This window comes from Sulfitobacter noctilucae, assembly GCF_000622365.1.
GTDB lineage: Bacteria > Pseudomonadota > Alphaproteobacteria > Rhodobacterales > Rhodobacteraceae > Sulfitobacter > Sulfitobacter noctilucae.
In genome coordinates, this window is sequence record NZ_JASC01000003.1 from 322,691 (window position 1) to 345,680 (window position 22,990).

Annotated in this window: 27 protein-coding genes, 1 tRNA gene and 1 pseudogene; 12 read left to right on the forward strand and 17 right to left on the reverse strand. The window is 57.7% G+C overall.

The window, feature by feature from the left end; all coding sequences use genetic code 11:
- Nucleotides 1-25: 25 nt before the first annotated feature.
- Complete coding sequence (locus Z945_RS0103990) at nt 26-481, forward strand: methylated-DNA--[protein]-cysteine S-methyltransferase (protein WP_025050832.1); 456 nt, start codon at nt 26-28, stop codon at nt 479-481.
- 15 nt (nt 482-496) lie between these two features.
- Here Z945_RS0103990 and Z945_RS0103995 read toward each other — a convergent pair whose 3' ends face one another.
- From Z945_RS0103995 to rpmB, 3 genes are all read right to left on the reverse strand, one after another.
- On the reverse strand, nt 497-1,006 hold the full coding sequence (locus Z945_RS0103995; RefSeq protein WP_037970416.1) for a copper chaperone PCu(A)C: 510 nt from the start codon (nt 1,004-1,006) through the stop codon (nt 497-499).
- A 42-nt stretch (nt 1,007-1,048) separates the two neighbouring features.
- A complete protein-coding gene (locus Z945_RS0104000) occupies nt 1,049-1,390 on the reverse strand; it encodes a hypothetical protein (protein ID WP_152541043.1) in 342 nt (113 codons plus the stop codon).
- A 112-nt stretch (nt 1,391-1,502) separates the two neighbouring features.
- On the reverse strand, nt 1,503-1,802 hold the full coding sequence (gene rpmB, locus Z945_RS0104005; protein ID WP_025050835.1) for a 50S ribosomal protein L28: 300 nt from the start codon (nt 1,800-1,802) through the stop codon (nt 1,503-1,505).
- A 330-nt stretch (nt 1,803-2,132) separates the two neighbouring features.
- Between rpmB and Z945_RS0104010 the strand changes: the two genes are divergently transcribed.
- Nucleotides 2,133-2,825, forward strand: coding sequence for a CDP-alcohol phosphatidyltransferase family protein (locus tag Z945_RS0104010; protein ID WP_025050836.1), 693 nt, complete (start codon nt 2,133-2,135; stop codon nt 2,823-2,825).
- A gap of 7 nt (nt 2,826-2,832) precedes the next feature.
- Here the strand turns inward: Z945_RS0104010 and Z945_RS0104015 are convergent, their stop codons facing one another.
- Nucleotides 2,833-3,537, reverse strand: coding sequence for an NAD-dependent deacylase (locus tag Z945_RS0104015; RefSeq protein WP_025050837.1), 705 nt, complete (start codon nt 3,535-3,537; stop codon nt 2,833-2,835).
- Nucleotides 3,538-3,736: 199 nt separating this feature from the next.
- Between Z945_RS0104015 and infA the strand changes: the two genes are divergently transcribed.
- The 5 genes from infA to Z945_RS0104040 all read left to right on the forward strand — a co-directional run bounded on the left by infA (nt 3,737) and on the right by Z945_RS0104040 (nt 5,970).
- A complete protein-coding gene (infA, locus tag Z945_RS0104020; RefSeq protein ID WP_005978431.1) occupies nt 3,737-3,955 on the forward strand; it encodes a translation initiation factor IF-1 in 219 nt (72 codons plus the stop codon).
- Nucleotides 3,956-4,006: 51 nt separating this feature from the next.
- Complete coding sequence (locus Z945_RS0104025) at nt 4,007-4,585, forward strand: Maf family protein (protein ID WP_025050838.1); 579 nt, start codon at nt 4,007-4,009, stop codon at nt 4,583-4,585.
- Nucleotides 4,582-5,604 carry a ribonuclease E/G gene (locus Z945_RS0104030; RefSeq protein ID WP_025050839.1) on the forward strand — a complete coding sequence of 341 codons (1,023 nt, stop codon included), beginning with the start codon at nt 4,582-4,584 and terminating at the stop codon, nt 5,602-5,604. The genes Z945_RS0104025 and Z945_RS0104030 overlap by 4 nt, the downstream gene beginning before the upstream one ends.
- Entirely contained in the window at nt 5,601-5,792 is a 192-nt protein-coding gene (locus Z945_RS0104035) for a DNA gyrase inhibitor YacG (RefSeq protein ID WP_025050840.1), read from the forward strand. The genes Z945_RS0104030 and Z945_RS0104035 overlap by 4 nt, the downstream gene beginning before the upstream one ends.
- A 103-nt stretch (nt 5,793-5,895) precedes the next feature.
- Nucleotides 5,896-5,970: transfer RNA gene (locus Z945_RS0104040), tRNA-Phe, on the forward strand.
- 66 nt (nt 5,971-6,036) lie between these two features.
- Here the strand turns inward: Z945_RS0104040 and Z945_RS0104045 are convergent.
- Together Z945_RS0104045 and Z945_RS0104050 are read right to left on the reverse strand one after the other, a co-directional pair.
- Entirely contained in the window at nt 6,037-7,215 is a 1,179-nt protein-coding gene (locus Z945_RS0104045) for a tyrosine-type recombinase/integrase (RefSeq protein WP_025050841.1), read from the reverse strand.
- A 10-nt stretch (nt 7,216-7,225) separates the two neighbouring features.
- On the reverse strand, nt 7,226-7,783 hold the full coding sequence (locus Z945_RS0104050) for a hypothetical protein (RefSeq protein ID WP_152541045.1): 558 nt from the start codon (nt 7,781-7,783) through the stop codon (nt 7,226-7,228).
- Nucleotides 7,784-7,908: 125 nt separating this feature from the next.
- Between Z945_RS0104050 and Z945_RS0104055 the strand changes: the two genes are divergently transcribed.
- The 4 genes from Z945_RS0104055 (at nt 7,909) to Z945_RS0104075 (ending at nt 10,226) form a co-directional block, all read left to right on the forward strand.
- Entirely contained in the window at nt 7,909-8,157 is a 249-nt protein-coding gene (locus Z945_RS0104055; protein WP_025050843.1) for a helix-turn-helix transcriptional regulator, read from the forward strand.
- A 221-nt stretch (nt 8,158-8,378) separates the two neighbouring features.
- Complete coding sequence (locus Z945_RS20440) at nt 8,379-9,206, forward strand: helix-turn-helix domain-containing protein (protein WP_161634071.1); 828 nt, start codon at nt 8,379-8,381, stop codon at nt 9,204-9,206.
- Nucleotides 9,136-9,510, forward strand: a complete 375-nt coding sequence (locus Z945_RS19300; RefSeq protein WP_037970419.1) for a hypothetical protein — start codon at nt 9,136-9,138, stop codon at nt 9,508-9,510. The genes Z945_RS20440 and Z945_RS19300 overlap by 71 nt, the downstream gene beginning before the upstream one ends.
- Before the next feature lie 239 nt (nt 9,511-9,749).
- Nucleotides 9,750-10,226: a nucleotidyltransferase gene (locus Z945_RS0104075; RefSeq protein WP_025050845.1), complete on the forward strand. Its 477-nt coding sequence runs from the start codon at nt 9,750-9,752 to the stop codon at nt 10,224-10,226.
- Between the two features lie 868 nt (nt 10,227-11,094).
- Here the strand turns inward: Z945_RS0104075 and Z945_RS0104085 are convergent.
- The 10 genes from Z945_RS0104085 to Z945_RS0104130 all read right to left on the reverse strand — a co-directional run bounded on the left by Z945_RS0104085 (nt 11,095) and on the right by Z945_RS0104130 (nt 21,355).
- Nucleotides 11,095-11,733 carry a TetR/AcrR family transcriptional regulator gene (locus tag Z945_RS0104085; RefSeq protein WP_161634072.1) on the reverse strand — a complete coding sequence of 213 codons (639 nt, stop codon included), beginning with the start codon at nt 11,731-11,733 and terminating at the stop codon, nt 11,095-11,097.
- 84 nt (nt 11,734-11,817) lie between these two features.
- A complete protein-coding gene (locus tag Z945_RS0104090; RefSeq protein ID WP_025050847.1) occupies nt 11,818-13,458 on the reverse strand; it encodes an AMP-binding protein in 1,641 nt (546 codons plus the stop codon).
- Nucleotides 13,459-13,467: 9 nt separating this feature from the next.
- Nucleotides 13,468-14,172 carry an ABC transporter ATP-binding protein gene (locus Z945_RS0104095; protein ID WP_025050848.1) on the reverse strand — a complete coding sequence of 235 codons (705 nt, stop codon included), beginning with the start codon at nt 14,170-14,172 and terminating at the stop codon, nt 13,468-13,470.
- Nucleotides 14,165-14,932 (reverse strand): ABC transporter ATP-binding protein, encoded by a 768-nt coding sequence (locus tag Z945_RS0104100; protein WP_025050849.1) that lies wholly within the window; start codon nt 14,930-14,932, stop codon nt 14,165-14,167. The genes Z945_RS0104095 and Z945_RS0104100 overlap by 8 nt, the downstream gene beginning before the upstream one ends.
- Entirely contained in the window at nt 14,929-15,927 is a 999-nt protein-coding gene (locus Z945_RS0104105; protein WP_025050850.1) for a branched-chain amino acid ABC transporter permease, read from the reverse strand. Before Z945_RS0104105 ends, Z945_RS0104100 begins: the two co-directional genes overlap by 4 nt.
- Nucleotides 15,924-16,808, reverse strand: a complete 885-nt coding sequence (locus Z945_RS0104110) for a branched-chain amino acid ABC transporter permease (RefSeq protein ID WP_025050851.1) — start codon at nt 16,806-16,808, stop codon at nt 15,924-15,926. The genes Z945_RS0104105 and Z945_RS0104110 overlap by 4 nt, the downstream gene beginning before the upstream one ends.
- An 84-nt stretch (nt 16,809-16,892) precedes the next feature.
- Complete coding sequence (locus tag Z945_RS0104115) at nt 16,893-18,155, reverse strand: ABC transporter substrate-binding protein (RefSeq protein ID WP_037970507.1); 1,263 nt, start codon at nt 18,153-18,155, stop codon at nt 16,893-16,895.
- Between the two features lie 79 nt (nt 18,156-18,234).
- The gene (locus Z945_RS0104120) at nt 18,235-19,032 is read right to left on the reverse strand and encodes an enoyl-CoA hydratase-related protein (protein ID WP_081780933.1); all 798 of its coding nucleotides are present in this window, start codon (nt 19,030-19,032) and stop codon (nt 18,235-18,237) included.
- Between the two features lie 26 nt (nt 19,033-19,058).
- Nucleotides 19,059-20,162: an acyl-CoA dehydrogenase family protein gene (locus Z945_RS0104125; RefSeq protein WP_025050854.1), complete on the reverse strand. Its 1,104-nt coding sequence runs from the start codon at nt 20,160-20,162 to the stop codon at nt 19,059-19,061.
- Between the two features lie 2 nt (nt 20,163-20,164).
- Nucleotides 20,165-21,355 carry an acyl-CoA dehydrogenase family protein gene (locus tag Z945_RS0104130; protein ID WP_025050855.1) on the reverse strand — a complete coding sequence of 397 codons (1,191 nt, stop codon included), beginning with the start codon at nt 21,353-21,355 and terminating at the stop codon, nt 20,165-20,167.
- Nucleotides 21,356-21,538: 183 nt separating this feature from the next.
- Between Z945_RS0104130 and Z945_RS0104135 the strand changes: the two are divergent.
- Nucleotides 21,539-21,808: pseudogene (locus tag Z945_RS0104135) on the forward strand (transposase); the annotation flags it as partial.
- A gap of 36 nt (nt 21,809-21,844) precedes the next feature.
- Here the strand turns inward: Z945_RS0104135 and Z945_RS0104140 are convergent.
- Nucleotides 21,845-22,974 (reverse strand): IS3 family transposase gene (locus Z945_RS0104140; RefSeq protein WP_152541047.1). Its coding sequence is split into 2 segments (ribosomal slippage): nt 21,845-22,743 and nt 22,743-22,974, totalling 1,131 coding nucleotides; the frame shifts between segments, so codons are not numbered across the junction.
- Nucleotides 22,975-22,990 lie beyond the last annotated feature (16 nt).

Below are 22,990 nucleotides of genomic sequence, written 5' to 3' on the forward strand. Positions count from 1 at the left end.
GCGCATCTGCGTCCAGTCTTGTTTTATGAAACAACGTTCTGTCCATACGCCCTTTGGTGATCTGACTGTAACTGAAGAGCAGGGTGCCATTACGGCATTGGTCTGGGGCTGGGTCAGGAAACAGGCTTCTTCTGAACTGCTGAACGAAGCCACGGCGCAACTTGCCGACTATGCCGCAGGTGCGCGGGAAGACTTTGATCTGCCTTTGCATGTCGCTGGCACGGCGTTTCAGCGAGATGTCTGCCGCGTGATGTCGGCCATTCCCTTTGGATATACGCGCACTTATGGCGAGATTGCACAGGAGCTTGGTGTGCCTGCGCAAGCCGTGGGGCAGGCCTGTGGTGGAAACCCGATCCCTGTGATCATTCCGTGCCACCGGGTTATGGGGGCCAAGGGGCTGACCGGGTTCTCCGGGCGCGGCGGAGTCGAGACCAAAGTCGCCCTGCTGCGCCACGAGGGTGCGGCAGGGCTGTTGATTTAGCGTTCCGTCAGGCGCTTAGCTGTCGCTGGAGTGATCCATCTTGCCATGATCCATTGTGCCGTGGCCTGATGCCCCGTGATCCGGCTTGCGCTCGTGATCAACGGGAATCGAAATCTCCATCTCGCCCGCCTTTTCAAAGGTTAGCGTGACGGTGATGTCTTCGCCCTGCACCAGTGGGGCATTCAGGCCCATGAACATGATGTGATCCCCGCCGCGTGCCAATGCATGCATGCCACCTGCAGGCACGACAAAGCCTTCTTCGACTTCCATCATCTTCATCACGCCATTGGCGTCTTCCAAATGGGTATGAAGTTCCACCCGACCGGCAACGTCGGAGGCGGCTCCGATCAGTCGATCATCTGTATCACCGTGGTTCATCAGTTCCAGAAAAGCTGCACCAGTGACGGAAGTGGGCGTCGAGCTGCGGATATAAGCATCTTTGACCATGATATCACCGGCGAGAACGGGGCCCGCGGCCAGCATCAGCGCGGCAATGCCGCTTGCGAAAAGAGTATTCAATTTCATTGTGTTATCCTTGCGTGTCTTGAGTTCCGAAGTAAGGGAAGATCAAACAGGCAAAGGGGGTGCCCGCGGTCGTGCGGCAGAGCGTGGCGTATTAGCCAGAAAGAACGCATGTGGCGCTTGGCGATGTGAAACCGGGCGCAGGGTTTGTGGCACCGCTGCGGGCACAAACCGGGTGTTCAGCCCATCGCCAAAGGCGCAGTCCGGGCAAATATGGGGTGCTGCAGTGGGTGCTCCTTCAGCGTCCGTATAGACCGTGACAGAGCCGCTTCCGATGCAGAGCACCATCTGCCCCGTCGCCGCCGACGCCCCACGGGTCACCGCCATCGCCTGGCTCGTCAGGGCCAATAGCAAGGCAAGGGTGAGAGAAAGGAAGCTGCGCAGCATCATAGAGGCCTATCTAGTGCAGGCTGATCCGAACCGCGAGAGGCAAAAACGACGCAACCCCGGACAGGGTGTCCGGGGTTGCGTCATATTCTACAATGATCGAAAGCTGAGCTTAGGTCAGTGCATCCGCAGTCGCGGAGGACTTTGCAATCGCCTTCTTGATCTTCAGTGCGTTGGCGGACAGTTCGGTGTCCTTTGCCTTGGCAAGAAACTTGTCCAGACCACCGCGGTGATCGACAGAACGCAGGGCGTGGGCCGAGATGCGCAGCTTGAACGAACGGCCCAGTGCTTCCGACTGGAGCGTTGTGTCGTTCAGGTTCGGCAGAAAGCGGCGACGCGTCTTGTTGTTCGCATGGCTTACATTGTTGCCCGTCATCGGGCCTTTTCCGGTCAATTCGCAGACGCGTGACATGGGCTTATCCTTTTGCTTTAGTGGTGTGGCAACGACGGCCCGCTGCGACACATAAAAGAGGCCGCACGATGCGACCCCGGAAACTTGTCCGCTGGCTTTAGTGGGAATCGACTGAGGGGTCAAGCGGTAGTGGCAGATGTTCCCTGCGCAATTGTTGTATACCAGCACATCCCGGCCCCCAAAAGGGTAAATCCTGCGCAAAGCGCGCCCGACCCGTGCTGGGCAGTGGTGCAGATGGTGGGCCCTGCACCCATTCAAACGCCGATCCAAATGGGGCCGCTGCCCATTCCGCCCTTCCATCATGGATCAAGATTTGCGACACCTGATGGTATGACAATTCAAATGCGCGCCCTTCTTGTTCACCTGCTCACCGCCACCGGTGCTGTTTTTGCCATGCTAGCCATGCTCGCGGCGGTGGAGCACGAGTGGAGTATGATGTTTCTCTGGCTTATCATCGCCTTCTTTGTAGATGGAATTGATGGGCCATTGGCCCGAAAATATGACGTGCAAACCAACGCCCCGCAATTCGATGGCGTCCTGCTCGACTTGATCATCGACTACCTGACGTATGTGTTCATCCCGGCATTCGCGCTTTTCACATCCGGTCTGATGGACGGGTGGAGTGGCTGGGTCATGATCATCGTGGTCACGTTCGCCTCGGCCATGTATTTCTGCGACACGCGCATGAAAACAAAGGATAATTCCTTCTGGGGGTTTCCGGGGTGCTTTAACATGCTTGTGTTGGTGCTGTTCGCCTTGGCACCGCCTTGGTGGGTCAGTCTGATTGTCGTGACTGTCCTGTCGATTGCGATGTTCCTGCCGATCAAGTTTGTTCACCCCGTGCGCACCGAACGCTGGCGGCTGATCACCTTGCCAATGGCACTGGGCTGGACGTTCTTTGCGGCCTGGGCGGCCTGGGTCGATTTTGACCCCGAAAGCTGGGCGCACTGGGGATTGATTCTAACCTCGATCTATCTGGTCAGTGCTGGGGCCATTCAACAGCTTACCGAACCTAAAGAATAACTGCGTTCTACGCCCCTACGGGTGCTGCCAATACTTCGGCCACCCAATCGGTGACGGTCACTGAGGCAGGCCCGATGCGGTGTTCGGCGAATTGGTTGCCGACCGCAGAGGGTTCGAGGTTGAATTCAATCGTATGCGCCCCCGCGCGGCGGGCCTCGGCCACGAAACCGGCTGCTGGATAGACATTGCCCGAGGTGCCGATGGCAACGAAAATGTCTGCTCCGGCCAGATGGTCAAAGAGGGTATCCATGTCATAGGGCATCTCTCCGAACCAGACGATGTCGGGCCGTGCGGCGGGGGCCTTGCAGGCGGGGCAGGCATCACCAGGGGCCATCACCATCGGCGCTGGCCACCGATGATCGCAAGCAGCACAAAGCGCACCTTTAAGGTGGCCATGCATATGATAAAGCGATTTTGTGCCACCGCGTTCGTGCAGATCATCGACATTCTGTGTGATCACGACCACCTCGCCGTCATACTCCGCTTCCAACCGGGCCAATGCGCGATGCGCAGCATTTGGTTCGACTTCCGCCGCCTGTGCGCGGCGGCCATTATAGAAGTTCACCACCAGTTCGGGGTCCTTTGCAAAGCCTTCAGGCGTGGCAACATCCTCAACCCGGTGCTGCGCCCACAGACCGTCTTCGGCGCGGAATGTTTCGATTTCGCTTTCGGCCGATATGCCGGCGCCGGTCAGGATTACGATTTTGGTCATGGGGCAGGCTCCGGTGCTTGGATGGACGCTGCCTTGATTAACATAGTGCGCCGCCGACAGACCAGCGTTTGCAGTCAAGCGGAACGCCATAGGCCGCTTCAATCCGGGCATTGTGCTGAATAGCCCTTGAAAAAAGGCAAAGATGCGCTCATTTAGGCGCGTGCCCCGCTTTTACGGGGGAATCTATGTAGGAGAGAACATGGCCAAGGAAGATACGCTCGAATTTCCCGGTGTCGTGAAGGAACTCTTGCCTAACGCGACGTTTCGGGTCGAGCTGGAAAACGGCCATGAGATCATCGCGCATACGGCAGGCAAGATGCGCAAAAACCGCATTCGTGTTCTGGCAGGCGACAAGGTGCAGGTCGAAATGACCCCCTATGATTTGACCAAGGGTCGGATCAACTACCGCTTTAAGTAATGTAGTTTGAGGAACGTGGGCCGATACTGGCCTGCGTGATATGGCGTGATCATGCAGTTTATCCTCGGATCAGGCTCTCCCAGACGGCTAGAGTTGCTAGCGCAAATCGGGGTCGTGCCGGATGACGTGCGCGCGCCCGATATCGACGAAACCCCTTTGAAAGCAGAGCTGCCGCGCCCCTATTGCGCCCGCATGGCGCGTGAAAAAGTTGTGGCGGTACCAGCGGGGCAGGATGACATTGTCCTTTGCGCGGATACCACTGTTGCGCTGGGCCGGCGTATTCTGGGCAAGCCTGACGATTTGACCGAAGCCGAGGCGTTTCTGCGCTTGATGTCAGGTCGCCGTCACAAGGTGATCACCGCCGTCGTGGTAAAATGCGGCGATACCCTGTGGCAGCGCGATGTGCAGTCTGCGGTCAAGATGAAATCGCTGTCGGACGCCGAGATCAAAAGTTATCTGGCCAGCGGTGACTGGCAGGGCAAGGCAGGCGGATATGGCATCCAGGGTGCTGCCGGCGCCTTTATCCCTTGGATCAGCGGGTCATTCACCGGCATTGTCGGCCTGCCTCTGGCCGAGACCGCCAATCTGTTGATCGCCGCCGGATACCCCTTGTATGGAGAACGCCTGTGAAAGGCCGCACAATCATTCTGGATCACTTGGGCGAGGTTGAAGCCGCTGCACTGATGGTCGATGGCAAGTTGGAGGATCTGATCGTCGACAGCGATGCGCCACGCCCGGGCACCATCTACCGCGCCATTGCGGACCGTCCGGTGAAAGGGCAGGGGGGCATGTTCCTTAAAACGCCTGATGGCTCCGCCTTTCTCCGCCAGATTAAAGGCATGTCGCCCGGTCAGTCGATCCTTGTGCAGGTGAGTGGCTTTGCCGAGCCGGGCAAAGCGATTCCCGTGACGGCCAAGATCCTGTTCAAAAGCCGTTATGCGATTGTGACACCCGATGCGCCGGGATTGAATATCTCACGCAGCATCAAGGACGATGCCGAGCGCGACCGTCTGCTGGAAATCGTGAATGATGCCGCGGAAGGCAGCGCGCATGGCGTCATCCTGCGCTCTTCCTGCGCGGAGGCCGATGGCGAGGAAATTGCTGATGACATCGCGGCCATGCTCGATCTTGCCGGCAAAGTGCTTGAGGACAAAAGCACCGAGATGGAAGTGCTGAGCGAGGGCGATGGCCCCCATGTTCTGGCCTGGCGCGAATGGACCGAAGCGGCCGAGGTGGTGACCGACGCCGGCAGCTTTGAACCCCAGGGCGTGATGGAAGCGATTGAAGCGGCGCAAAGTGCATTCGTCCCGTTGGGCGGGGGGGCGTCAATGTATGTGGAGCCGACCCGCGCCTTGGTTGCGGTCGATGTGAACACGGGCAGCGACGCGTCCTTGGCCGCAGGGATCAAGGCCAATATGGCCTGTGCGCGTGCTTTGCCCCGTGCGCTGCGCGTGCGCGGTCTTGGCGGGCAAATTACATTGGACCTTGCCCCCATGCCCAAAAAAGAACGCCGCCCCTTCGAAAATGCCCTGCGCGCGGCCTTTCGCAGTGACGAGGTGGAGACGACCCTGGTGGGCTGGACACCACTCGGGCACTACGAATTGCAACGTAAACGCGCCCGTGTGGGATTGAACGAGGTTCTGAAATGACCTGCCCGATCTGCGGCGCCGAAACTGTAAAAGAGTACCGTCCTTTTTGTTCAGGTCGCTGCGCTGACCGCGATCTGGTCAAGTGGCTGAACGGCTCTTATGCGGTGCCGTCAAATGATCCCGAAGATATCGAGGCGGCTGCAGAAGCATCTGAGGCGGTCCAGAATGATGGCCAAAAGCCACATTAGGTTGGCGGTCAGACAAAGGGCTGGAAATCTTGGAAAAAGAGGCTGGACACCCCGCCCGCAACCTCCTAGAACCCGCTCACCCAGCCAGCGAATGGCATCCCGTGCCCGGGTAGCTCAGGGGTAGAGCAGTGGATTGAAAATCCTCGTGTCGGTGGTTCGATTCCGCCCCCGGGCACCACAAAAATCAAAGACTTAGATACCCTCCGACTATTTGCGCACAAGTGCACGTGTAATTCATGTGTAATCAGGTCGAATTATTTGGCTTTAGCTTGCGGATGTTATTTTCCTGGATCCCGCTGACCCGCCCTTCGAGCCGATCCATTGCCGCTTCGATGTGCGATCCGCTTTGATGCGCGTAACGCGCAACCATGGACAACGTCTTGTGACCGGAAATGCGTTGGACTGTGGGCAGGTCGACGCCCGCCTGAACCAGATGCGTCACCGCCGTATGGCGAAGCGTGTGGGGGGTGATCTGTTCGGGATCAAGGCCAGCGCGTTCAGCGGAGCGGCGAAAGGCCTTGCGGATCGTGTGGACGTGGCCGGTGGCGCTTCCCGGCGAGGGAAACAACCATTCGCAGCCGAGTGGCAACATATCCATGCGCTTTCCAAGGTACTCGGACAGTTCACGCGTGATCGGTTGCTCACGAGATCCCGCCTTCGCCTGCGGAACCCAGATCGCCCGCTTTCCGACATCGACATCTTCTCGACGGATCGCGAGAATTTCCGAATGCCGCATCCCCGTGTGCAGTCCGACCATGACGAAGGCGTGGACGTTTTCGTTGTGGTCCGATGCCGCCGCTTCCAGCAATGCAACGCACTGATCATCCGTCAGGTACACGATCCGCTGGTTATCTTCTTTGAAGCGATTGATCCTGACTGACTTGCTCTTGATCCACTTCCACTCGACGGCTTGGTTCAGCAGATGCGAAAGTGTGGCCAATTCCCGATTTACGGTCGCCTTTGCTGCACCCGCAATGCGGCGAGCCTTCTTGTAGCGTTCAACGTCGAAGGACTCGATGGCACTCAATGGCTTGGCCGCAAGAAATGGGAGCAAGTGCTGCCGTAGCTGACGCTCTTTGATGTCGATGTTTTTTCCGTCACTGTCCCGAAGCCTCTGAACGTAGCGGTCTGCGGCTTCTTCGAAGCTCAAAGGCGTCTTACGCCCTTCTGGCAACTCCAAGCGCTGACGCCTTGCATCGGTTCTGGCTTGAGCAATGAAATCTTCCGCCTGCTGCCTCGTCACCCCCTCGGACTCTCGGCCTATCACGCGATGAATGCGCTGACGGTCGACCATGATGTTGACGGAGTACACACCGTCACCATTGGCGTCGCGACGGAACGTTATGCCATGTTCCGTCAGGCTTTCCCCGACTTGCAATGCGCGAATAGCAGGGCGTTTAAGTTTGTTGAAGCGAACAGCCATAAATCACCTGTTAAAACGGGATCTCAGAATCAATGTCTTGCGGTTCTTCCGGTTCCGGCTTCGCGGATTTTTGAGAGATGACAGGCAAAGATTCAGTGTTTTTTTCTCCTGCGGCCACAGCAAGGATGTCGTTCCAATACTCGTCGACACGCTCGCGAATGATCTTGTTGAGGCCGATGCTGTATTTCCATTTCTCTTTCTCCCAACGGCCCAACCAAAAGTATCCGTTCTCTTCGATTAGAGACCAAACGTGCTGCTCTTCAAAGGTCATGAGTTCGGGCGCAACAAGGGCGAGGGAAACCAATCGTTGGCTCTCTCTCACATGCCACAGCACGTCAGCCATTGAACCGAACGTTTCAGATTCGCCATAAGGTACATCTCGCCACTTGTTGATGACGAGTGTTTGAATCTGCTCAGCCAACATCGACTCGATGAAGGAAGACTTGGTGCGCCGCTGCGATCTTGCGGCCAGTTCGCACAGGTAATTGAGACGCGGATCAAGCCGAATCGAGACGGTCTCCGTCCTGCCCAACTTCGATCCAGAGCCCTTTGGAACCTTGATTGCCATGATGTCCTCGTGTCGAAACGTTCTGTCATGATCCATTTTGCACGTTACGTATTGAGTTTCAACACATGTCTTGCTCTTCTTGTCGCGTACTGATCGACGAAGTCTTTCGAGCAAGGAAACAAACCATGAAAATCGATACTGACACTCAGCGCGTTTTCATTCACCCGGATGGACGGATGGATCGCAAGAACGCGGCCCGTTACCTTGGCTGTTCGCCAAAGACGCTGGCCGACTGGGCAATGAAAGGCCAAGGACCGCAATACGTTCTTCTGGGCGGTCGCGCTTTCTATTTTCTTGAAGACTTACAGTCTTGGATCGCAGCTGCGCCGCGTCTCGCCGGAACCGGCGGTCGCGAACTCCGGGCGAGCGACTAGGATCGTAACAGTGCCGGGAGCCAAGAACCCGAATCGCAGGCGTATCCGTAACGCGCGCACCTACTCTGTGCCCGAAGTCGCGGCTCTTCTTGAAGTTCACGTTTACACTGTTCGCCGATGGATCGACAGCGGGTTGAGAACTATCGATGACCTGAATCCCACACAGGTCCATAGCGCTGAACTTCGCAGATATCTGCCCGAAGAACCTATGGGAGGCGATGATGAGCCATAAAGCCACACACTGGCTCGCCACGATAGACCCTAAAAGGATCAGTGCAGGAGCGTTCCGCGTCCTGTTCCATCTTTGCGATCACCACAACGACGCCAAGGATCCCCAGCTTGCCTGCTTTCCCTCTCAGGAGACGTTGATGGAGCGGACCGGACTGTCAAATGGCGGCCTCAATAACTGCCTCAATCTGCTCGAGGATGCTGGTCTGTCGAACCGTAAGCGCAGCACGATTCCCGGAACATCGACGCGCAGGACATACTACATCTTGGGGTGTGACCAGATTGAATCCACCAGCCAAACTCCACCAAATGGAGGTAGACCAAACTCCACTCAGGTGGAGCCAGAAAGGGAGCAAACTCCACTTTCAGAGCAAGCAGCCTCCACTATTAAGGGGAGCAAACTACAGTCAGGTGGAGAGGAACCAGTAAGGAACCGAAAAGAGGAAAGCAGTAGCAGTAATGACGCGCGTGAATTTAACCCTGACAAATTTCTCGCCGATGTAGTGGCTGCTGCTGGCTTGCGAGGCGGAACGATACCGACACATTGGCTACCCCCCGCAGCCACGATGCACGTTATGCGCTGGATCAATGACCTTTCACTTTCACCGGCGGAGATTTTGCAGACCGTTGCTGCCAACAGACAACAGCACCACGACCCGCCGCGAGGACCGAAAGCTCTCGACTACGCGATGCAGAACCTTGCCAAGACCAAATCAGCCGGTCCGATGAAAATTTCAGAAAGAAGACAAAATGGAACAACTTCCCGCACCAACGCCACGCTTGACGCAATCGCTCTCGCTGCAGCAATGCGAAGATCATAGGCGGAGCATTGGCATCGAGGTAGAAATCATCCTCGACGGCTACTGGCAGACCATGCCCGGGCCCCAGATGAAGGCCGCCATCCTCGCTGACTGGATGGACGAACTGGAAGACTGGCACATCGACCAAATCCGTTGGGCACTCCGCGCATGGCGCGGCCGAAACCCCAGCAAAAAGCCGAACCCCGCCCACATCACTCAGATCCTGAAAAACGAGCGTGGCCGGGCGCATGTCGCCGGCCCGACGCAGGCCAAGCCGCTGTTCGCCATTGATCGACCAGTGCGCCGCATCGGTATCGCAGGATGATCAATCCGATCCCTCACAGTTCCGCAAGCGTCATCTCCTCGCGGATCGCTTCAAGCGCAACCTTGGCTTTGAACTCTGGCGAATGGTTCTTTCTTTTCTTCATTTTGGATCGTCACTTTCTTCATGCGATCCACCTTAACGGCTGGCCCAAATCTCCGCGACCACCTCTCATTGATGCGTTCTTACAGTTCCTCTAATTAACCTATGGCCAACTGTTGGATCATCGAAGGGGCGCTCAAATGTTGGAATGTAAGCAAAACAACTTGTTTGAAGCTCGTGAGATGGAACTTCTGCGCGAGTTCTTGAATGCGGGCGTTCAATTTGCTGCGGTCGGGGGGGCTGCTGTGATTCTGCATGGCCATTGTCGGGCCCGAGAAGACTTGGATCTGGTGATTGATGGGGCGCATTCCAATATTGATCGATTGGAACACGTCTGCCTTAACTGGTACAGGTTCACACAAAAGTTGATACAAGGTCTCAAGCAAGACGATGCCAAAATTCGGGATAGGGAGCGAGGGGTTGATTTGCTCAAAGAGATTGCTGGAGTTCCAACTGAAGATTTAATGCGAGACCGAATTTTTGTGACCGTAGGTGACGTGTCCGTTCCTGTGATGTCGCTAGAGCACTTATTTGCATCAAAGAAATGTATTGGTGAAGACAAAGACTTGGCCGACATTGATGCACTAAAAAAGATAATGTTGCATGATAAAGAGTGAAGCATCCGGCCCAGACCGGTCGCTCGACAAGGTGACCTGCGCGGCAGTGCAGCTTCACCAGACCGGACATTCCTGCATCGTGCAGCATTTTCGGAGGATGAAGGTCGGCAGAGCGGACTTTTCCGACCTTGGGTCAATGTGCTCCAACGTCCGCTTTGGTCACCGTTCAAGAAAGGGTCGTTTTTGACCATCCAAACTGCGCACCTATCAATCAAGGGCTTGGCGGTGTCAGAAATCCCGTGCAAAATCGAGGCGGTTTTGACGGGTTTTAGGCCACGTCGCTAGACGTGATGGTGGGAGCATGATGTTGGATGATGAAGCAGCTCTGGTGGAGTCGGACATGTCCGAAGAGATCGAGATCGACGGTTACCTGTTTGAGATCAATATTTTTCGGTTGGAACACGAAACCGCCTAGACGCTCGAGGTCGTGGATCAAAGCAACACGTCCCACGTCTGGGATGACACCTTCTCTTTCGACGCAGCGGCCTTAATCGAAGCACGGAAAGAGCTGCGGTCGATGTGTGCGAAGGCCTTCATGGCCGGAGAGGCACGTCCGACCCTGCACTGACGTAAACACTTAGGTCCGAGCACTGCTTGGCCTTATTCATGTGCAACTCGAAGGGAGCATTCTGTGCTTCGACTCAGTTTTGAACCAATCGGTTCGAACTTGGTCCGGCCTCCCAATCCGGCCGATTCATCGACCCGGGCCGCCGAAATGATTGGGGGGCCGTCAGCAGGCGAGGGCATTTTCGCGTTATGGCTTTATCTTGGTTGTGGGTAAAAAACCGTAACTTCTGCACGCCGAAAAAAATTGAAAATGCCCGTCAGTATCAGGGCCTGCAATAGCAGACTGTCCGGTCGCTTTGCATCAGGCTTCCAACCCCAAACAGGCATGCATCCCCGCTACGACGAATGTCACATAATTATCGATCAACTCCGGCTGCAGCGCTCGTAAGCCGGAGTCTTCTTCGCAGAACCGCATGAAGAGAAAAGACCGCGCGCCCATCATCATGGATGCAATGGCCTCAATCTGCCGCGCGTCCGGCATTGTGTCTCCGAGGATGCGGCGGAAGGAACGTAGATAGCCACGCACAAGAAATTCGTGGTGCCGTTTGTAGGCTGCAGGCGCGTGCTGTGGCGCCTCATACATCACTCTGTAGATATGCGGATGCCGCACGAGATAGGCGATATTAGAGGTGATGCCGCGCCGCTCCACCTCTTCGAGCGTTTCTGCGCCTCTGACCGCCGTTGAGATGTGGGCAACCATCTCCATGCCCAATTCCGGGAGCAGGACGTCAAACAGTTTCTGCTGGTTTTTGAAGTGCAGGTAGAAAGCCCCATGCGAAATGTTGGCAAGCTCGGTGACCTTTGCGATCGAGCAGCCAGCATATCCTTTAAGACCAACGAGCTGTCCAGCGCTGTGGATGATTGCTAGCCGCGTTTCCTTGTTGCGCTTTTGCTGTGCCACGGATGTTGTGCGCGGCTTTGATTTGGCTACTTTAGTCACTGCAATTTCTTTTCCAGACATCCGCCTCGTGTATCGGTTAAGACAGTCATTCTATTGGAATCCGATCACTATTTCCAGCCGAGATCACCGAGCTGGTCGGGCAACCTCTTTTGCGATCTTTTTGCGCAAGACGTCTTTGCGGACTTTCCCGGAGGCAGTGCGCGGCAGATCAGTCACGTATTCGATTCGTTCGGGTACCTTTTGCCGCGCCAAGCCGAGTTGGCCAAGGAATGTGCTGAAGTCCGCAATGCCCGGGCGATCGTCGCCTGAAGGGATGACGTAGGCACAGACCGTTTCACCAAGCCTGTCGTGAGGCATAGAAATGACAGCTGCTTCAGTGACGGCAGCGTGCTGGTGCAACGCGTCCTCTATCTCCTTGGCCGACAGGTTTTCGCCGCCTCGTATAATTAGGTCTTTCTTACGACCAGTAATGATTAGACCGCTGTCCTGTACGTAGCGCCCGATATCACCGGTCAGGAAATACCCATCCGGATTCACCGCCCCCACACGGTCCTCTGGACGGAGATAGCCGAGGAATTGCGCAGGGCCACGGGCCAGCACCTCCCCTTCGCCTTCGGTCACAGTCAGGCCAGCATCATCCACCAACTGCACCTCGTAGTCGACTATTTCGCCGTCGGTGTCGCTGGCCAGCTCGGCATTCGCGTCGCCTAAGTATCCCAGCGTCACGACAGGTACTTCGGTTGATCCATAAACGCGAAATGCGCAGGTGTTCTCGAGTACTTTGTTCGCCTTGCGGATCAACGCCGGTGGCACCGCGGCACCGCCGCAGCCAAAGACGCGCAGGCTGGGCAGGCGGGATCCGGCCTTTTCCGCGGCCCCGACCAGTTCGGCCAGAAAGGGAGTCGCGCCAATCGTCGATGCGACGTTGTAAGCGTCGATGAGGTGAACTGCCTTGTCCGCGTTCCATTGGTCCATAAAGACGGTTCGCGTCCCTTGGATCAGCGGCCATTCGATGCCGTAGCTGAAGCCGGTCACATGCGTAACCGGCGAGGGCATCAGGGTCCAGTCATCAGCTTTCAGTCCCCAGTGGTCAAAGCAGGCCGACAACCCGCGGGCAACGGTCTCGTGGCTATGCAACACGCCTTTCGGTCTGCCGGTCGTGCCGGAGGTGTAAAGGATCATCTTGGCGGCTTCCGGGCGCTGCCGGGGCCAGGGCACATCCCCGCCTGCGGGGTCCATCAGTGCATCGAACGACAGCATCCCTTCGTGCGGGGTGCCACGTAGAACGACGACGTGCTGCAATTCGGGCAGGTTTGGCCGCAGGTCGGCGACCATCGCGGCGTAGTCGATGCTGCGGAATTTCTCGGGGATGAACAGCACCTTGGCTTCGCAGTCGGCGAGGATCATCGCCAGTTCCGCATTGCGGTAGATAGGCACCACCGGGTTGACCACAAGCCCCAGAAGGACGCAAGCGATGTCGAGGATGACCGTTTCCGTCCAGTTAGGAAGCTGAAAGCTGACAACATCGCCCTCTCGCAACCCCATGGCGTAAAGGTTGCTGGCCAATGCCTCAGCTTGGGTCAGTGCCGCCCCCGCCGTCAGGTGGTTGTCGCTTTCGACCCACAGCACCTTGTCGGGTGTCTGTTTCGCGCTGTCGCGTGCGTCGTCAGCCAGCGTCCGGTTGCGCCAGACCCCGGAAGTCCGATAGCGGTCGATCCGTTCGGGAGAAGGTTCGACGCTTTTGAGATCCTGATGTGTTGTCATGTCTGTCTCCTAGAGAACGAGGTAGCGGTCAACGAGGTCAGCGTTGCGAGAGAACTCCTCCCAGGTGCCCGAGAACACAACGGAACCGACATCAAGCAGGTAAAGGCGGTCCGTCGTCTGACGGGCAAAGTCTATGTTCTGCTCGGTGACGACAATTGACCGGCCCTCGGCCTTGCGGATGGCGTTGATAGTATCGGAAAGTTCGTCAACAATGACGGGTGCCAGCCCCTCGGCCGGTTCGTCAAGCATCAAAAGCCGGGGGCGCGCGATCAGCCCGCGCGCGATGGCAACCATTTGCTGCTGTCCGCCGGAAAGCTGATAGCCGAACCGGTTCAGCAGCGGACCGACCATCGGCAGCAGGTCCACCACCTCGGCGATGGTGTAGGGTTTCTGTTCTTCTCGAGCTGCAAAGGCACCCATTTCGATGTTCTGCGCCACGGTCAGCTTAGGGAAGATACGCCGGTCCTCGGGCACTAGGGACATGCCCAAGCGCGTGCGCGTGTGCGTCGGCTGGGTATCGAGGGTTTGGGCACCGAACCGCATCGCCCCCTCCGTTCTGGGGTCGGCGTTGAGCAGGGCTTTGAGAAAGGTGCTCTTACCGGCGCCGTTGCGCCCTAGCAGAGCAATGCTTTCGCCTTCAGCCAGATCCAGGTTGATCCCGTGCAGGATGTGGCTTTGGCCATAAAAGGCATTCAGATCGCGGACCTCAAGCATAAGCGTTCCGCCCGAGATAGATTTCGCGCACCATCGGATTCTGCCGCACCTCTTCCGGCGTGCCAGAAACCACAAGTTCACCATAGTTGAGCACGGACAACCGGGTGCCCAATTGAAACACGACGCCCATGTCGTGCTCTGTCAGGATCAGGCTGATCCCGTTATCGCGCATGATCCGGTCGATCAGATGGACGGCGGCAGCGCGGTCCGTCGGGGACATGCCAGCAGTCGGTTCGTCCAGCATCAGGATGCGGGGCCGCAAAGCGAGACTCATTGCGAGTTCGAGCCGTTTGCGGTCGCCGTGGCTGAGCATCGACGCGGGCGTGTCCCTAAGCGCGTCAAGGCCGAGAACACTAAGGAGTTCTGCCGCTTCGTCCATGACCCGCCGCGTGGCCGAGATGCGCCAAAGGCCGGGCCGCACCCCTTCGTATGCATGGCGCGCCTCGGCGGCCACCGCGACATTGTCGAGCGCGGTCATTTCCAGAAACACCCGCGCCACCTGAAATGACCGGCCCACGCCGCGCCGTACCCTGTGGAACCCGGTGGTCCGGCTCACGTCATCGCCTTCCAGAAGAATCTGGCCCGCGGTTGGGCGCAGTTCACCCGACAACACCTTGAACAGGGTAGTCTTTCCGGCCCCGTTGGGTCCGATGATGACGTGACGCTCACCCTCTTCAAGTGTCAGTGTCACATCCTTCAAGACCTTGATCGGCCCATAGTTGAGGTGAATGCCCTCGGCGGATAGCAAAGATTGGCTCATGGATTTTTCTCCTTTCTAACCAGCGACTTGGCGGGTTTGCGCGCAATCACCGACTTCAAAAGGCCCAACACGCCGCCAGGAACGGCGAGGACGACGGCCAGCAGCAGGCCGCCAACCATCAGATCCGATATCCCGACAAGCGTGCGGGTGTTGTATTCCAGCACGCTGAACAGCACCGCGCCGACCACCGGCCCAAAGAAGAAGGCCGTGCCGCCCAGGAGCGCAAAAAGCAGCGGCATGGTTGATTGGCTCCAATGGGCGAGGTCAGGTGTCACGATCTGTGCCCAGGGCGCGAAAAGTGCTCCGGCCAAGGCGGTCGCCGCACCCGACAGGACCAGCGCCTGCAATCGTTTGCGGTTGATGTCCGTACCCAGGAAGTCAGCGCGCATCGGGTCGGATTTCACGGTTTGCAGGGCGCGACCAAACCGGTTCGACCACAGCACCCAAAGAATCGAGATCAGGACGGCGCAGGACAGGATAATGAAATAATAATAGGAGTCGCCTTGGCTGAGGTCGATTTGAAACACCGCGAAGTCCAACGTCGGGCGAAAGACGCCAACCATGCCGTCGTTGCGGCCAAGGAAATCCATCTTGGTAATCAGTACGTGGATCAGTTCTCCGACGGCCAGGGTGATGACTGCGAAATAGACACCGCTTGATCGCCGCAGGGCCAGCAGGCCCGTGATGAGGGCAAGAAGCGCCCCGGCCAGACCGCTGAGCGCGATCATCAGCAGAAAGGGGATCTGCGGGACCTGGGTGATCATGTAGCCGGTTGCATAGGCACCGGTGGCAAAGAACATGGCGTTGCCAAAGGACAGGATGCCCGCCTTTTGGAACGCGATGTTGAAGGCGATGCCAAAGACCATGTTGATTGCGACCACGCCGCCCAGGAACACGATGCCCCGGTTGGCGACATGCGGCAGCAGGAACCCTGCCACGATCAGCAGGGCCATGACGCCTGCAAAATGTTGCGGTTTGATGCGTGTGATGCTCATGTCGTTGCCCTGCCCAACAGCCCTTCGGGGCGTAAGATCAACACCGCGGCAATCGTGGCGAAGAACAGGACGCCGGGGTAGCTTGGCAGGTAGGTGGCGCTGATCGCCTCGACAAAGCCCAGCAGGATCGCCGCAATGAAAGCGCCACGAATTGAGCCCATGCCACCCACGATGACCACGCCAAAGGCCTGGAGGATGAAGATACCCGCCAGATCCGGTGACAGGCTTTGGTTCGCAACCAGTAGCCCCCCTGCCAGACCCGCCAGTGCGAACCCCACGATCATCGTCCAGCGGTAGACGGACGAGACATTGATGCCCAGAACCTGGGCCATCCAGGGGTCCGCCGCGATCGCCTGAAGTGTTCGCCCGACAGATGTGTGGTTCAGCACCGCCTCGAGCACCAGAAACGTCAAAAGACCGGCCAGCACCACGAAGATCGAAAAATGCGGAAGAATCGCGCCGCCGGCAAAGAGCACACCCAGAAGGCTCTCGGGAGGGGAGACGCTGTGATAGTTCAGCCCCCAGACCAGTTTAACAAAACCGTCGCAGACCAGCAGCAGCGCGTAGGTAGCGATCAGAACATAGACGCCCTCAAAGTTCTTCAGCCGTCGGAACACAACCTGATCCACGGCCGCCCCTGCTGTCCCCATGGCGGCGGCTGCGACAATCGCGGCCATCAGGTAGGCCCAGAGGGGCACCGTTGCGCCAAACTGTTCGAGGACCGTGTAGGCAACATAGGCACCGATCATGAAGAACCCGCCGTGCGAAAAGTTGAGCACGTGCAGGATTCCGAAAACTAGCGTCAGGCCTGATGCAATTAGAAACGTCGCCATCGACCAGATGAGCGCGTTAAAGGCGATGGTGATCAGTTCGCCAGTCATGGCTACCTATCCTTGTCGATCAGTTGTGTTGATGTCTGGCAGCCGCCCGCCCGGGGCAGGCGGCCGCTGAGTCACAAATAGCGGTCAGGTGGGGCTGCGCAGCTCGACCGCCTGGCCTGGCGATGGCGGTTCGATTACGCTGGTGCCTTCGACCTTTACGTAGTCAGTCACGGCATAGCCCTTTTCGGTATCCGGTTTTGGTTCAATATAAATCAGTTCCACGTCCTTGATCGCCTGATTGTCCTCGGCGCGCATGGTCCGCTCGCCGGTGACGGTTTGCCAGACCAATCCTTTGAGACCCGATATCACCGCATCCGTTTCTGTTGAGCCGGCTTTCTCTATCGCCTTGGCATAGGCGTAGATGCCGGCGTGCGCCTCGGCCAACCAGCCCATCGGCGTCGTGTCACCGGTCATTTCCACATAATCGGCATAGAGTTGATCGCTCATCTCGTTGCCCTTGTTGGTTTCATGATACCAGTGGATACCGGTCCAATGCGGCGGCGTCTGGGTACCCAGCGCACCTGCCACGATGAATTCATTCGCGGAATCCATCAAGATGCGATCCTCGAACAATCTGTAGGGCTTGGCTTGCTGGAACAGCGTTACTGAATCGCCCCCATAGGTGGAGTTGTAGATCCCCTTGGCAGAGCTGCGGGCGGCTTGGGTGATGAAGCTGCGGTAATCGCCTGCGCCGTAGGGCACGATGATGGGGTCGATGATCTCGGGCTGGACGCCCGCGATGTCGGGGTAGAATTCCAATAGCCCGTCCACAAAGACAGCCCAAGTTGTGCGACCATATTCGTGATCAGGAATGATCCCAGTCCAGCTTGTCACTTCGGGCTGACGCTCTGCCATGAGTTGCGCCTGCGCCCGCATCCTCATGTAGGGGCCGTCACCCGGCCGGAACACGTGCTTGTTGTAATTCTCATGATTGATCTTTTCCGAACCCGCACCGCAGGTTATGACCACGCCTCCTTCTTGAGACATCAACGGCCCCATCGCCAATGCCACGGCGGAGGATATTGTGCCAATCTGCAAGTGCGCACCCAGACCGATCAGTTCGCGCGCGGCGGCGGTGGCGTCGGCGGGATTGGCTCGGTCGTCGCGAACCTCCAGCACCAGTTCGCGCCCCATCACGCCGCCTTGCGCGTTAATCTGGTTTACGGCGATCTTGCAGCCGTTCAGCACAAAGCTGCCGATGAATTCTTGCGGGCCGCTCAGCGATGTGACCACGCCGATCTTGATCGGCTCGTCCGATTGCGCCCAAGCGGTCCGCGTCAGGAACGGCGCTGTCAGGGCCGAAGCCCCCAACCCCCCAATGACGGTTCTTCTCTTCAAGTGGGTCATGCTATCCTCCTCAGTGGTGATGCGTACGTCGCGCACGCGGCTATCCATCCCGTCCTGCCTCCCCAGGTGACGGGATCGGTCACTTTCCGGTAAACTGGGGTTCTCTCTTATTGCGATAGGCATCCACGGCCTCGCGGTGGTCCGCGCTGACATTGGAAACCGTTTCATACGCAAGCCCCGCGTCGAAGGAAGCGTGCATCGCCTGCTTAAGCTGAAGGTTAGTGGCCACCTTGGTCCAGACAATCGCCTTGAGCGGCCCCTTGGCAAAACGCTTAGCCAGGCCATAGACCTCGTCCTCCAACGCATCGGCCGGGACCACCTTAGTGATCAGGCCGATACGCTCGGCTTCTGCGGCGGTCATCAGGTCACCGGTCATCAGATAGTATTTTGCCTTGGCGTACCCAATGTTCTGCGGCCAGAGCACAGCCCCGCCATCGCCGGCCACCAGACCCATGACAACATGGGGGTCGCCGATCTTCGCCTGGTCACTTGAGATGATGACATCGCAAAGCAGGGCAATCGTCGCACCGAGCCCCACCGCATGACCATTCATCATGCAGATCACAGGCTTGTCGAGGTCAAGCAGGTTGAACACGATGTCGCGCGCCTCGCGGCCGGTCCTTTCGAACTGGCCGGGGTCGTCGATCCCTTCTTGCATCCAGTTGATGTCGCCCCCTGCAGAGAACGCCTTGCCAGCGCCGGTCACGACGACTACGTCGACATCGTCGTCGTGCCGCACATCAGCAAAGATGCATGAGACCTCCTGATGGAGAGTGGCGTCCGTTGCATTCATCTGTTCGGGCCGGTTCAGGGTCACAGTCATGATCCGGTCGCCCAGATCGCATCGGATCGTCTTGTAGTGATCATAGTTCATCATCGAAATTCTCCCAAACTTTCTGTTTCTCAGGGCCGCAGTTGGCGATACTTTTCCGCGTGCCAATCGGCGTCCCCGAACATTGTCTCGCTCAGCATTAACCGGCGAAAATAGCGGCTTATCCTCAGGTCGTCTGTCATGCCGATGCCGCCATGAAGCTGCACAGCTTCCTGCGACACATAGCGGGCGGCGCGGGCGCAAACGATCTTGGCTAAGGCAATTGCGCGCGCCTCGCGCGCTGTGCCTTGGGCATCGAGGGCGGCTTCCAGCGTCGATTGCGCCTCTTCGAGATGCATCAGCATGTCGACCATGCGGTGCTGCAACACCTGAAACTGCGACAACGGCTGGCCGAACTGCTTGCGTGTCTGCAGATAGGTTTCCGTCTCAGCAATCAGGACGTCCATCGCGCCGATTGCCTCGGCGCAGACAAGCAGCGCCGCGCCGTCCAGCACCCGAGAGACCAGCGCGTCGACATCCGCCCCTTCGGCAAGGTCGGCATCAGTGGGCAGGCGGCATCCCTCAAAACGGGCCGTTCCCAAACGCCGTTGGTCCACCGACCGGTGCTGATCCAGGGTCAGGCCCCTTGTGTCAGGCGTCACGGCGAGCAGGGCCATCCGGCCTGCTGCATCCCGTGCCGTCACCAAAAGCACATCCGCGCCGACCACGTCGAGCACTGGCGCCTTGGCCGCATTCAGGTCCAACGTGTCGTCCACGGGCCGCAGCGTGCTGTCGGACAAGCCCCGGTCGAACCCGGCATCACGTTCGTAATGGCACAAGACGGCTGTTTTTTCGCCGTTCATGATCTGCGCCAGCAACGTGTCGGCCGCCGGTGTCCCCAGCCGCGCCAGCAGGGGCGCAGTGATGCCGCCTATTGACAGGACAGGCTCAGAGACAAGACCCCTTCCGACGGCCTGCATGATCCCGGCCATTTCGGCCAGATCGCCGCCGGTGCCATCCTTGTCCTCCGGCACCATGGCACCCAGCCACCCCTGCTGTGCGATCGCATCGTGCAGAACGGCATCAAAGCCGGTTGCGCTGTCGCGTCCCGCTTTTTCACGATCCTCGCCATAGTTCTCATCGACCCACTTGAATGCGTGGTCACGTAGTATTTCTGCGTCTGTAGGCTCTAACATGCTCAAAACCCGAACCTCGCCTTTGATACGATATTTCGCTGAATCTCGTTTGAGCCGCCGTAGATGCTGGCGGCGCGTTGCGTCAGGTGTTCGCGCAAAAGCCCCGACATTTCTGCGTTGGGGTCAGGGGCCTCGTTCGTACCGTCGAACATCTCCACGGTCTCCAGCGGCATTCCTGATCGGGCCGCGACCCGCGTCGCCAGCGCGGTGATTGACTGCAACAGTTCCGATCCGCGTATCTTGAGCAGCGATGCCTCGAAACCGGGTTGCTGCCCCTGCGCCGCCCGTTTCAGAAGGCGCGTGCAGAATGCTTCGAGCGTTTCCAGCGCGATTTCCGTTTCGGTGAAGGCATTGGCGAAAACCGGGGTATCCAAAAGCGGTTTCCCGCCTTCACGTGCGTCACCTGCAATCTGTCTCACCTGATCCAGCAGTCGGCGCGATTTACCTGTTTCGGCCACGATCAAACGCTCGGTGGACAGCAGGAATTTCGCTATCTCCCAACCGGCCCCTTCGGCACCGACAAGGTTGTCTATCGGCACTCTTACATCTTCCAGAAATACCTCGTTGACGTGATGCCGCATGTCCATTGTCACGATGGGCCGGATGGTCACGCCGGGCTGGTTCATGTCCAGCAGCAGGAATGAGATGCCCTTTTGCGGGCGGTCCTCGTCAGAGGTGCGGACAAGGCAGAACATCATGTCCGCCCAATGCGCGTAACTGGTCCAGAGCTTTTGGCCGTTGACGATATAGCTGTCACCATCGCGTGCCGCGCGTGTCTTGAGCCCGGCCAGGTCCGATCCGGCACCGGGTTCGGAGTACCCCTGACACCAAGCGGTTCGCGAAGAAATGATAGCTGGCAAAAACCGCTGCTTTTGGTCGTCTGACCCGTATTCTGCGATGACCGGGCCGACATAAGCAGGACCAAACGGCAGGATCCAGGGCGCGCCCGCCTCTGCCAATGCCTGCTCTAATGCATAGCGCTTGAGCGGTGACCAGCCTGCGCCGCCGTCCTCTTTCGACCAATGCGCGCAGTACCATCCCTTGTTCTCGAGTATCTTTTGCCAACGGACGAAATCGTCCTTTTCCAACTCTGCGTTCAGGCGAACTTTTTCGGCGATGTCTGACGGCAGATTCGATTCGACGAAGGTCATGACCTCCTGCTTGAACTCGGCAAGCGCTTGAAGCGTTTCCATCCCTGCATCCTCCCAAACACAAAATATGATTTATGAATCACTAATCATATTATTTTTGAGATTGTCAACGGGTTTGCAAAAAAGCAAACAAAGATAGGTTCTGTAATTGGAGGTACATTGGGCTTTGTTGCACAAACGAGTTGAGGGATTCATCTCGCCAATCCAGCATGATAGCTTGAGCACATGAGCAGCTGGGCCCCTACGAAGTACAAGACCACGAACTGGTCGACTTACAATGACAGCTTGAAGCGACGTGGGTCGCTATCAATCTGGTTTGATCCTCAGATGATCTGGATACCGCCACCGACGGGCAAACGCGGTCGGCGGCAACAATTCAGTGACGCCGCGATCCAGGCCTGCCTGACACTGAAGGTGTTGTTCGGCATGCCGCTCCGGCAGACGACAGGCTTCGTTGAGAGCTTGCTGAAGTTGGTATGGTTGGGCTGGGAAGTGGACCTGTCCCGCTTTAGTGCCGCCCCAAGTGCTCGTTTAAGCCACCTTGCGTTCTAAAGCGACCGGGCTTTTCCAACCCAATGCTGAGTGTCGGCGACGCGGATTGTAGAAGCCATTTATGTATTCGAAGATCGCCATCTCGGCTTTCCGTCGCGTTTCCCAAGGATGCCGCCAGATCAGCTCAGCTTTAATGGTTTTGAAGAAGGTCTCGACTGCCGCATTGTCATAGCAATTGCCTTTGCCGCTCATCGACACCTTGAAGCCATGCTTGCGCAAGATTTTCTGATAGTCGTGAGAACAATATTGGCTGCCACGATCCGTGTGGTGGATGCAGTCCTTCGGCGGTGACCGGAATGCGATGGCCATCTTCAATGCTCTGATTGCCAAGTCGCGTTTCATGCGGTTGCTAACAGCCCAACCAATGACACGGCGTGAGTGCAGGTCCAGTATCACAGCCAGATACAGCCAGCCCTCGCGGGTCCAAACGTAGCTGATATCGCCTGCCCATTTCTGATTGGGCGCATCAGCGGTGAAGTCCCGATCCAGTAAGTTGGGCGCGATGTTGAACTTATGGTCGCTGTCCGTGGTCACTTTGTGTTTGCAGGTTCTTACGACTGATATGCGGTTCTGGCGCATCAGCCTACCTACGCGGCGGTGCCCCACATTCAGACCAATCTCTTTCAGCTCTTCGGTCATTCGTGGCCTGCCATAACTGCCCAAGCTGAGACGGGACTGTTCCTTGATGTGGACCAGCGTGACCAGATCAGATCGCTGTCTGCGACTGGCCGGTCGATTGCGGAATGCTCGTAAACCACGTGAACTGACATCCATGACCTTGCAAAGACGCGCCATTTCGAAAGCTCCCGTGTGTTCTTCAATAAACCTGAACCTCATGGCTTTTGGCCCGCGAAGAACTGCGTTGCTTTTTTTAAGATCTCCCTCTCCTCCTTGAGAATACGGTTCTCGCGCCGAAGCCGGTCATTCTCCTTGGCAAGGCTCAAATCCTCTTTCGACACCACATCCGTGTCTCTATGCGCAGTAATCCACTTGTTCAGCGTCGACATGCCGACACCCAGATCGTCGGCCACCTGCTTGCGCGTTAGCCCACTGGTCAGCGCGATACGCACTGCATCTTGCCGGAATTCGTCCGTCCGTTTCAGTCCCATAGTCAGTCTCCTTTGT

Coding starts and splice junctions, on each gene's coding strand:
- Z945_RS0103990 (WP_025050832.1), top strand. CDS start 26: ATGAAACAACGTTCTGTCCATACGCCCTTTGGTGATCTGACTGTAACT.
- Z945_RS0103995 (WP_037970416.1), bottom strand. CDS start 1,006: ATGAAATTGAATACTCTTTTCGCAAGCGGCATTGCCGCGCTGATGCTG.
- Z945_RS0104000 (WP_152541043.1), bottom strand. CDS start 1,390: ATGCTGCGCAGCTTCCTTTCTCTCACCCTTGCCTTGCTATTGGCCCTG.
- rpmB (WP_025050835.1), bottom strand. CDS start 1,802: ATGTCACGCGTCTGCGAATTGACCGGAAAAGGCCCGATGACGGGCAAC.
- Z945_RS0104010 (WP_025050836.1), top strand. CDS start 2,133: ATGACAATTCAAATGCGCGCCCTTCTTGTTCACCTGCTCACCGCCACC.
- Z945_RS0104015 (WP_025050837.1), bottom strand. CDS start 3,537: ATGACCAAAATCGTAATCCTGACCGGCGCCGGCATATCGGCCGAAAGC.
- infA (WP_005978431.1), top strand. CDS start 3,737: ATGGCCAAGGAAGATACGCTCGAATTTCCCGGTGTCGTGAAGGAACTC.
- Z945_RS0104025 (WP_025050838.1), top strand. CDS start 4,007: ATGCAGTTTATCCTCGGATCAGGCTCTCCCAGACGGCTAGAGTTGCTA.
- Z945_RS0104035 (WP_025050840.1), top strand. CDS start 5,601: ATGACCTGCCCGATCTGCGGCGCCGAAACTGTAAAAGAGTACCGTCCT.
- Z945_RS0104045 (WP_025050841.1), bottom strand. CDS start 7,215: ATGGCTGTTCGCTTCAACAAACTTAAACGCCCTGCTATTCGCGCATTG.
- Z945_RS0104050 (WP_152541045.1), bottom strand. CDS start 7,783: ATGGCAATCAAGGTTCCAAAGGGCTCTGGATCGAAGTTGGGCAGGACG.
- Z945_RS0104055 (WP_025050843.1), top strand. CDS start 7,909: ATGAAAATCGATACTGACACTCAGCGCGTTTTCATTCACCCGGATGGA.
- Z945_RS20440 (WP_161634071.1), top strand. CDS start 8,379: ATGAGCCATAAAGCCACACACTGGCTCGCCACGATAGACCCTAAAAGG.
- Z945_RS19300 (WP_037970419.1), top strand. CDS start 9,136: ATGGAACAACTTCCCGCACCAACGCCACGCTTGACGCAATCGCTCTCG.
- Z945_RS0104075 (WP_025050845.1), top strand. CDS start 9,750: ATGTTGGAATGTAAGCAAAACAACTTGTTTGAAGCTCGTGAGATGGAA.
- Z945_RS0104090 (WP_025050847.1), bottom strand. CDS start 13,458: ATGACAACACATCAGGATCTCAAAAGCGTCGAACCTTCTCCCGAACGG.
- Z945_RS0104095 (WP_025050848.1), bottom strand. CDS start 14,172: ATGCTTGAGGTCCGCGATCTGAATGCCTTTTATGGCCAAAGCCACATC.
- Z945_RS0104100 (WP_025050849.1), bottom strand. CDS start 14,932: ATGAGCCAATCTTTGCTATCCGCCGAGGGCATTCACCTCAACTATGGG.
- Z945_RS0104105 (WP_025050850.1), bottom strand. CDS start 15,927: ATGAGCATCACACGCATCAAACCGCAACATTTTGCAGGCGTCATGGCC.
- Z945_RS0104110 (WP_025050851.1), bottom strand. CDS start 16,808: ATGACTGGCGAACTGATCACCATCGCCTTTAACGCGCTCATCTGGTCG.
- Z945_RS0104115 (WP_037970507.1), bottom strand. CDS start 18,155: ATGACCCACTTGAAGAGAAGAACCGTCATTGGGGGGTTGGGGGCTTCG.
- Z945_RS0104120 (WP_081780933.1), bottom strand. CDS start 19,032: ATGATGAACTATGATCACTACAAGACGATCCGATGCGATCTGGGCGAC.
- Z945_RS0104125 (WP_025050854.1), bottom strand. CDS start 20,162: ATGTTAGAGCCTACAGACGCAGAAATACTACGTGACCACGCATTCAAG.
- Z945_RS0104130 (WP_025050855.1), bottom strand. CDS start 21,355: ATGGAAACGCTTCAAGCGCTTGCCGAGTTCAAGCAGGAGGTCATGACC.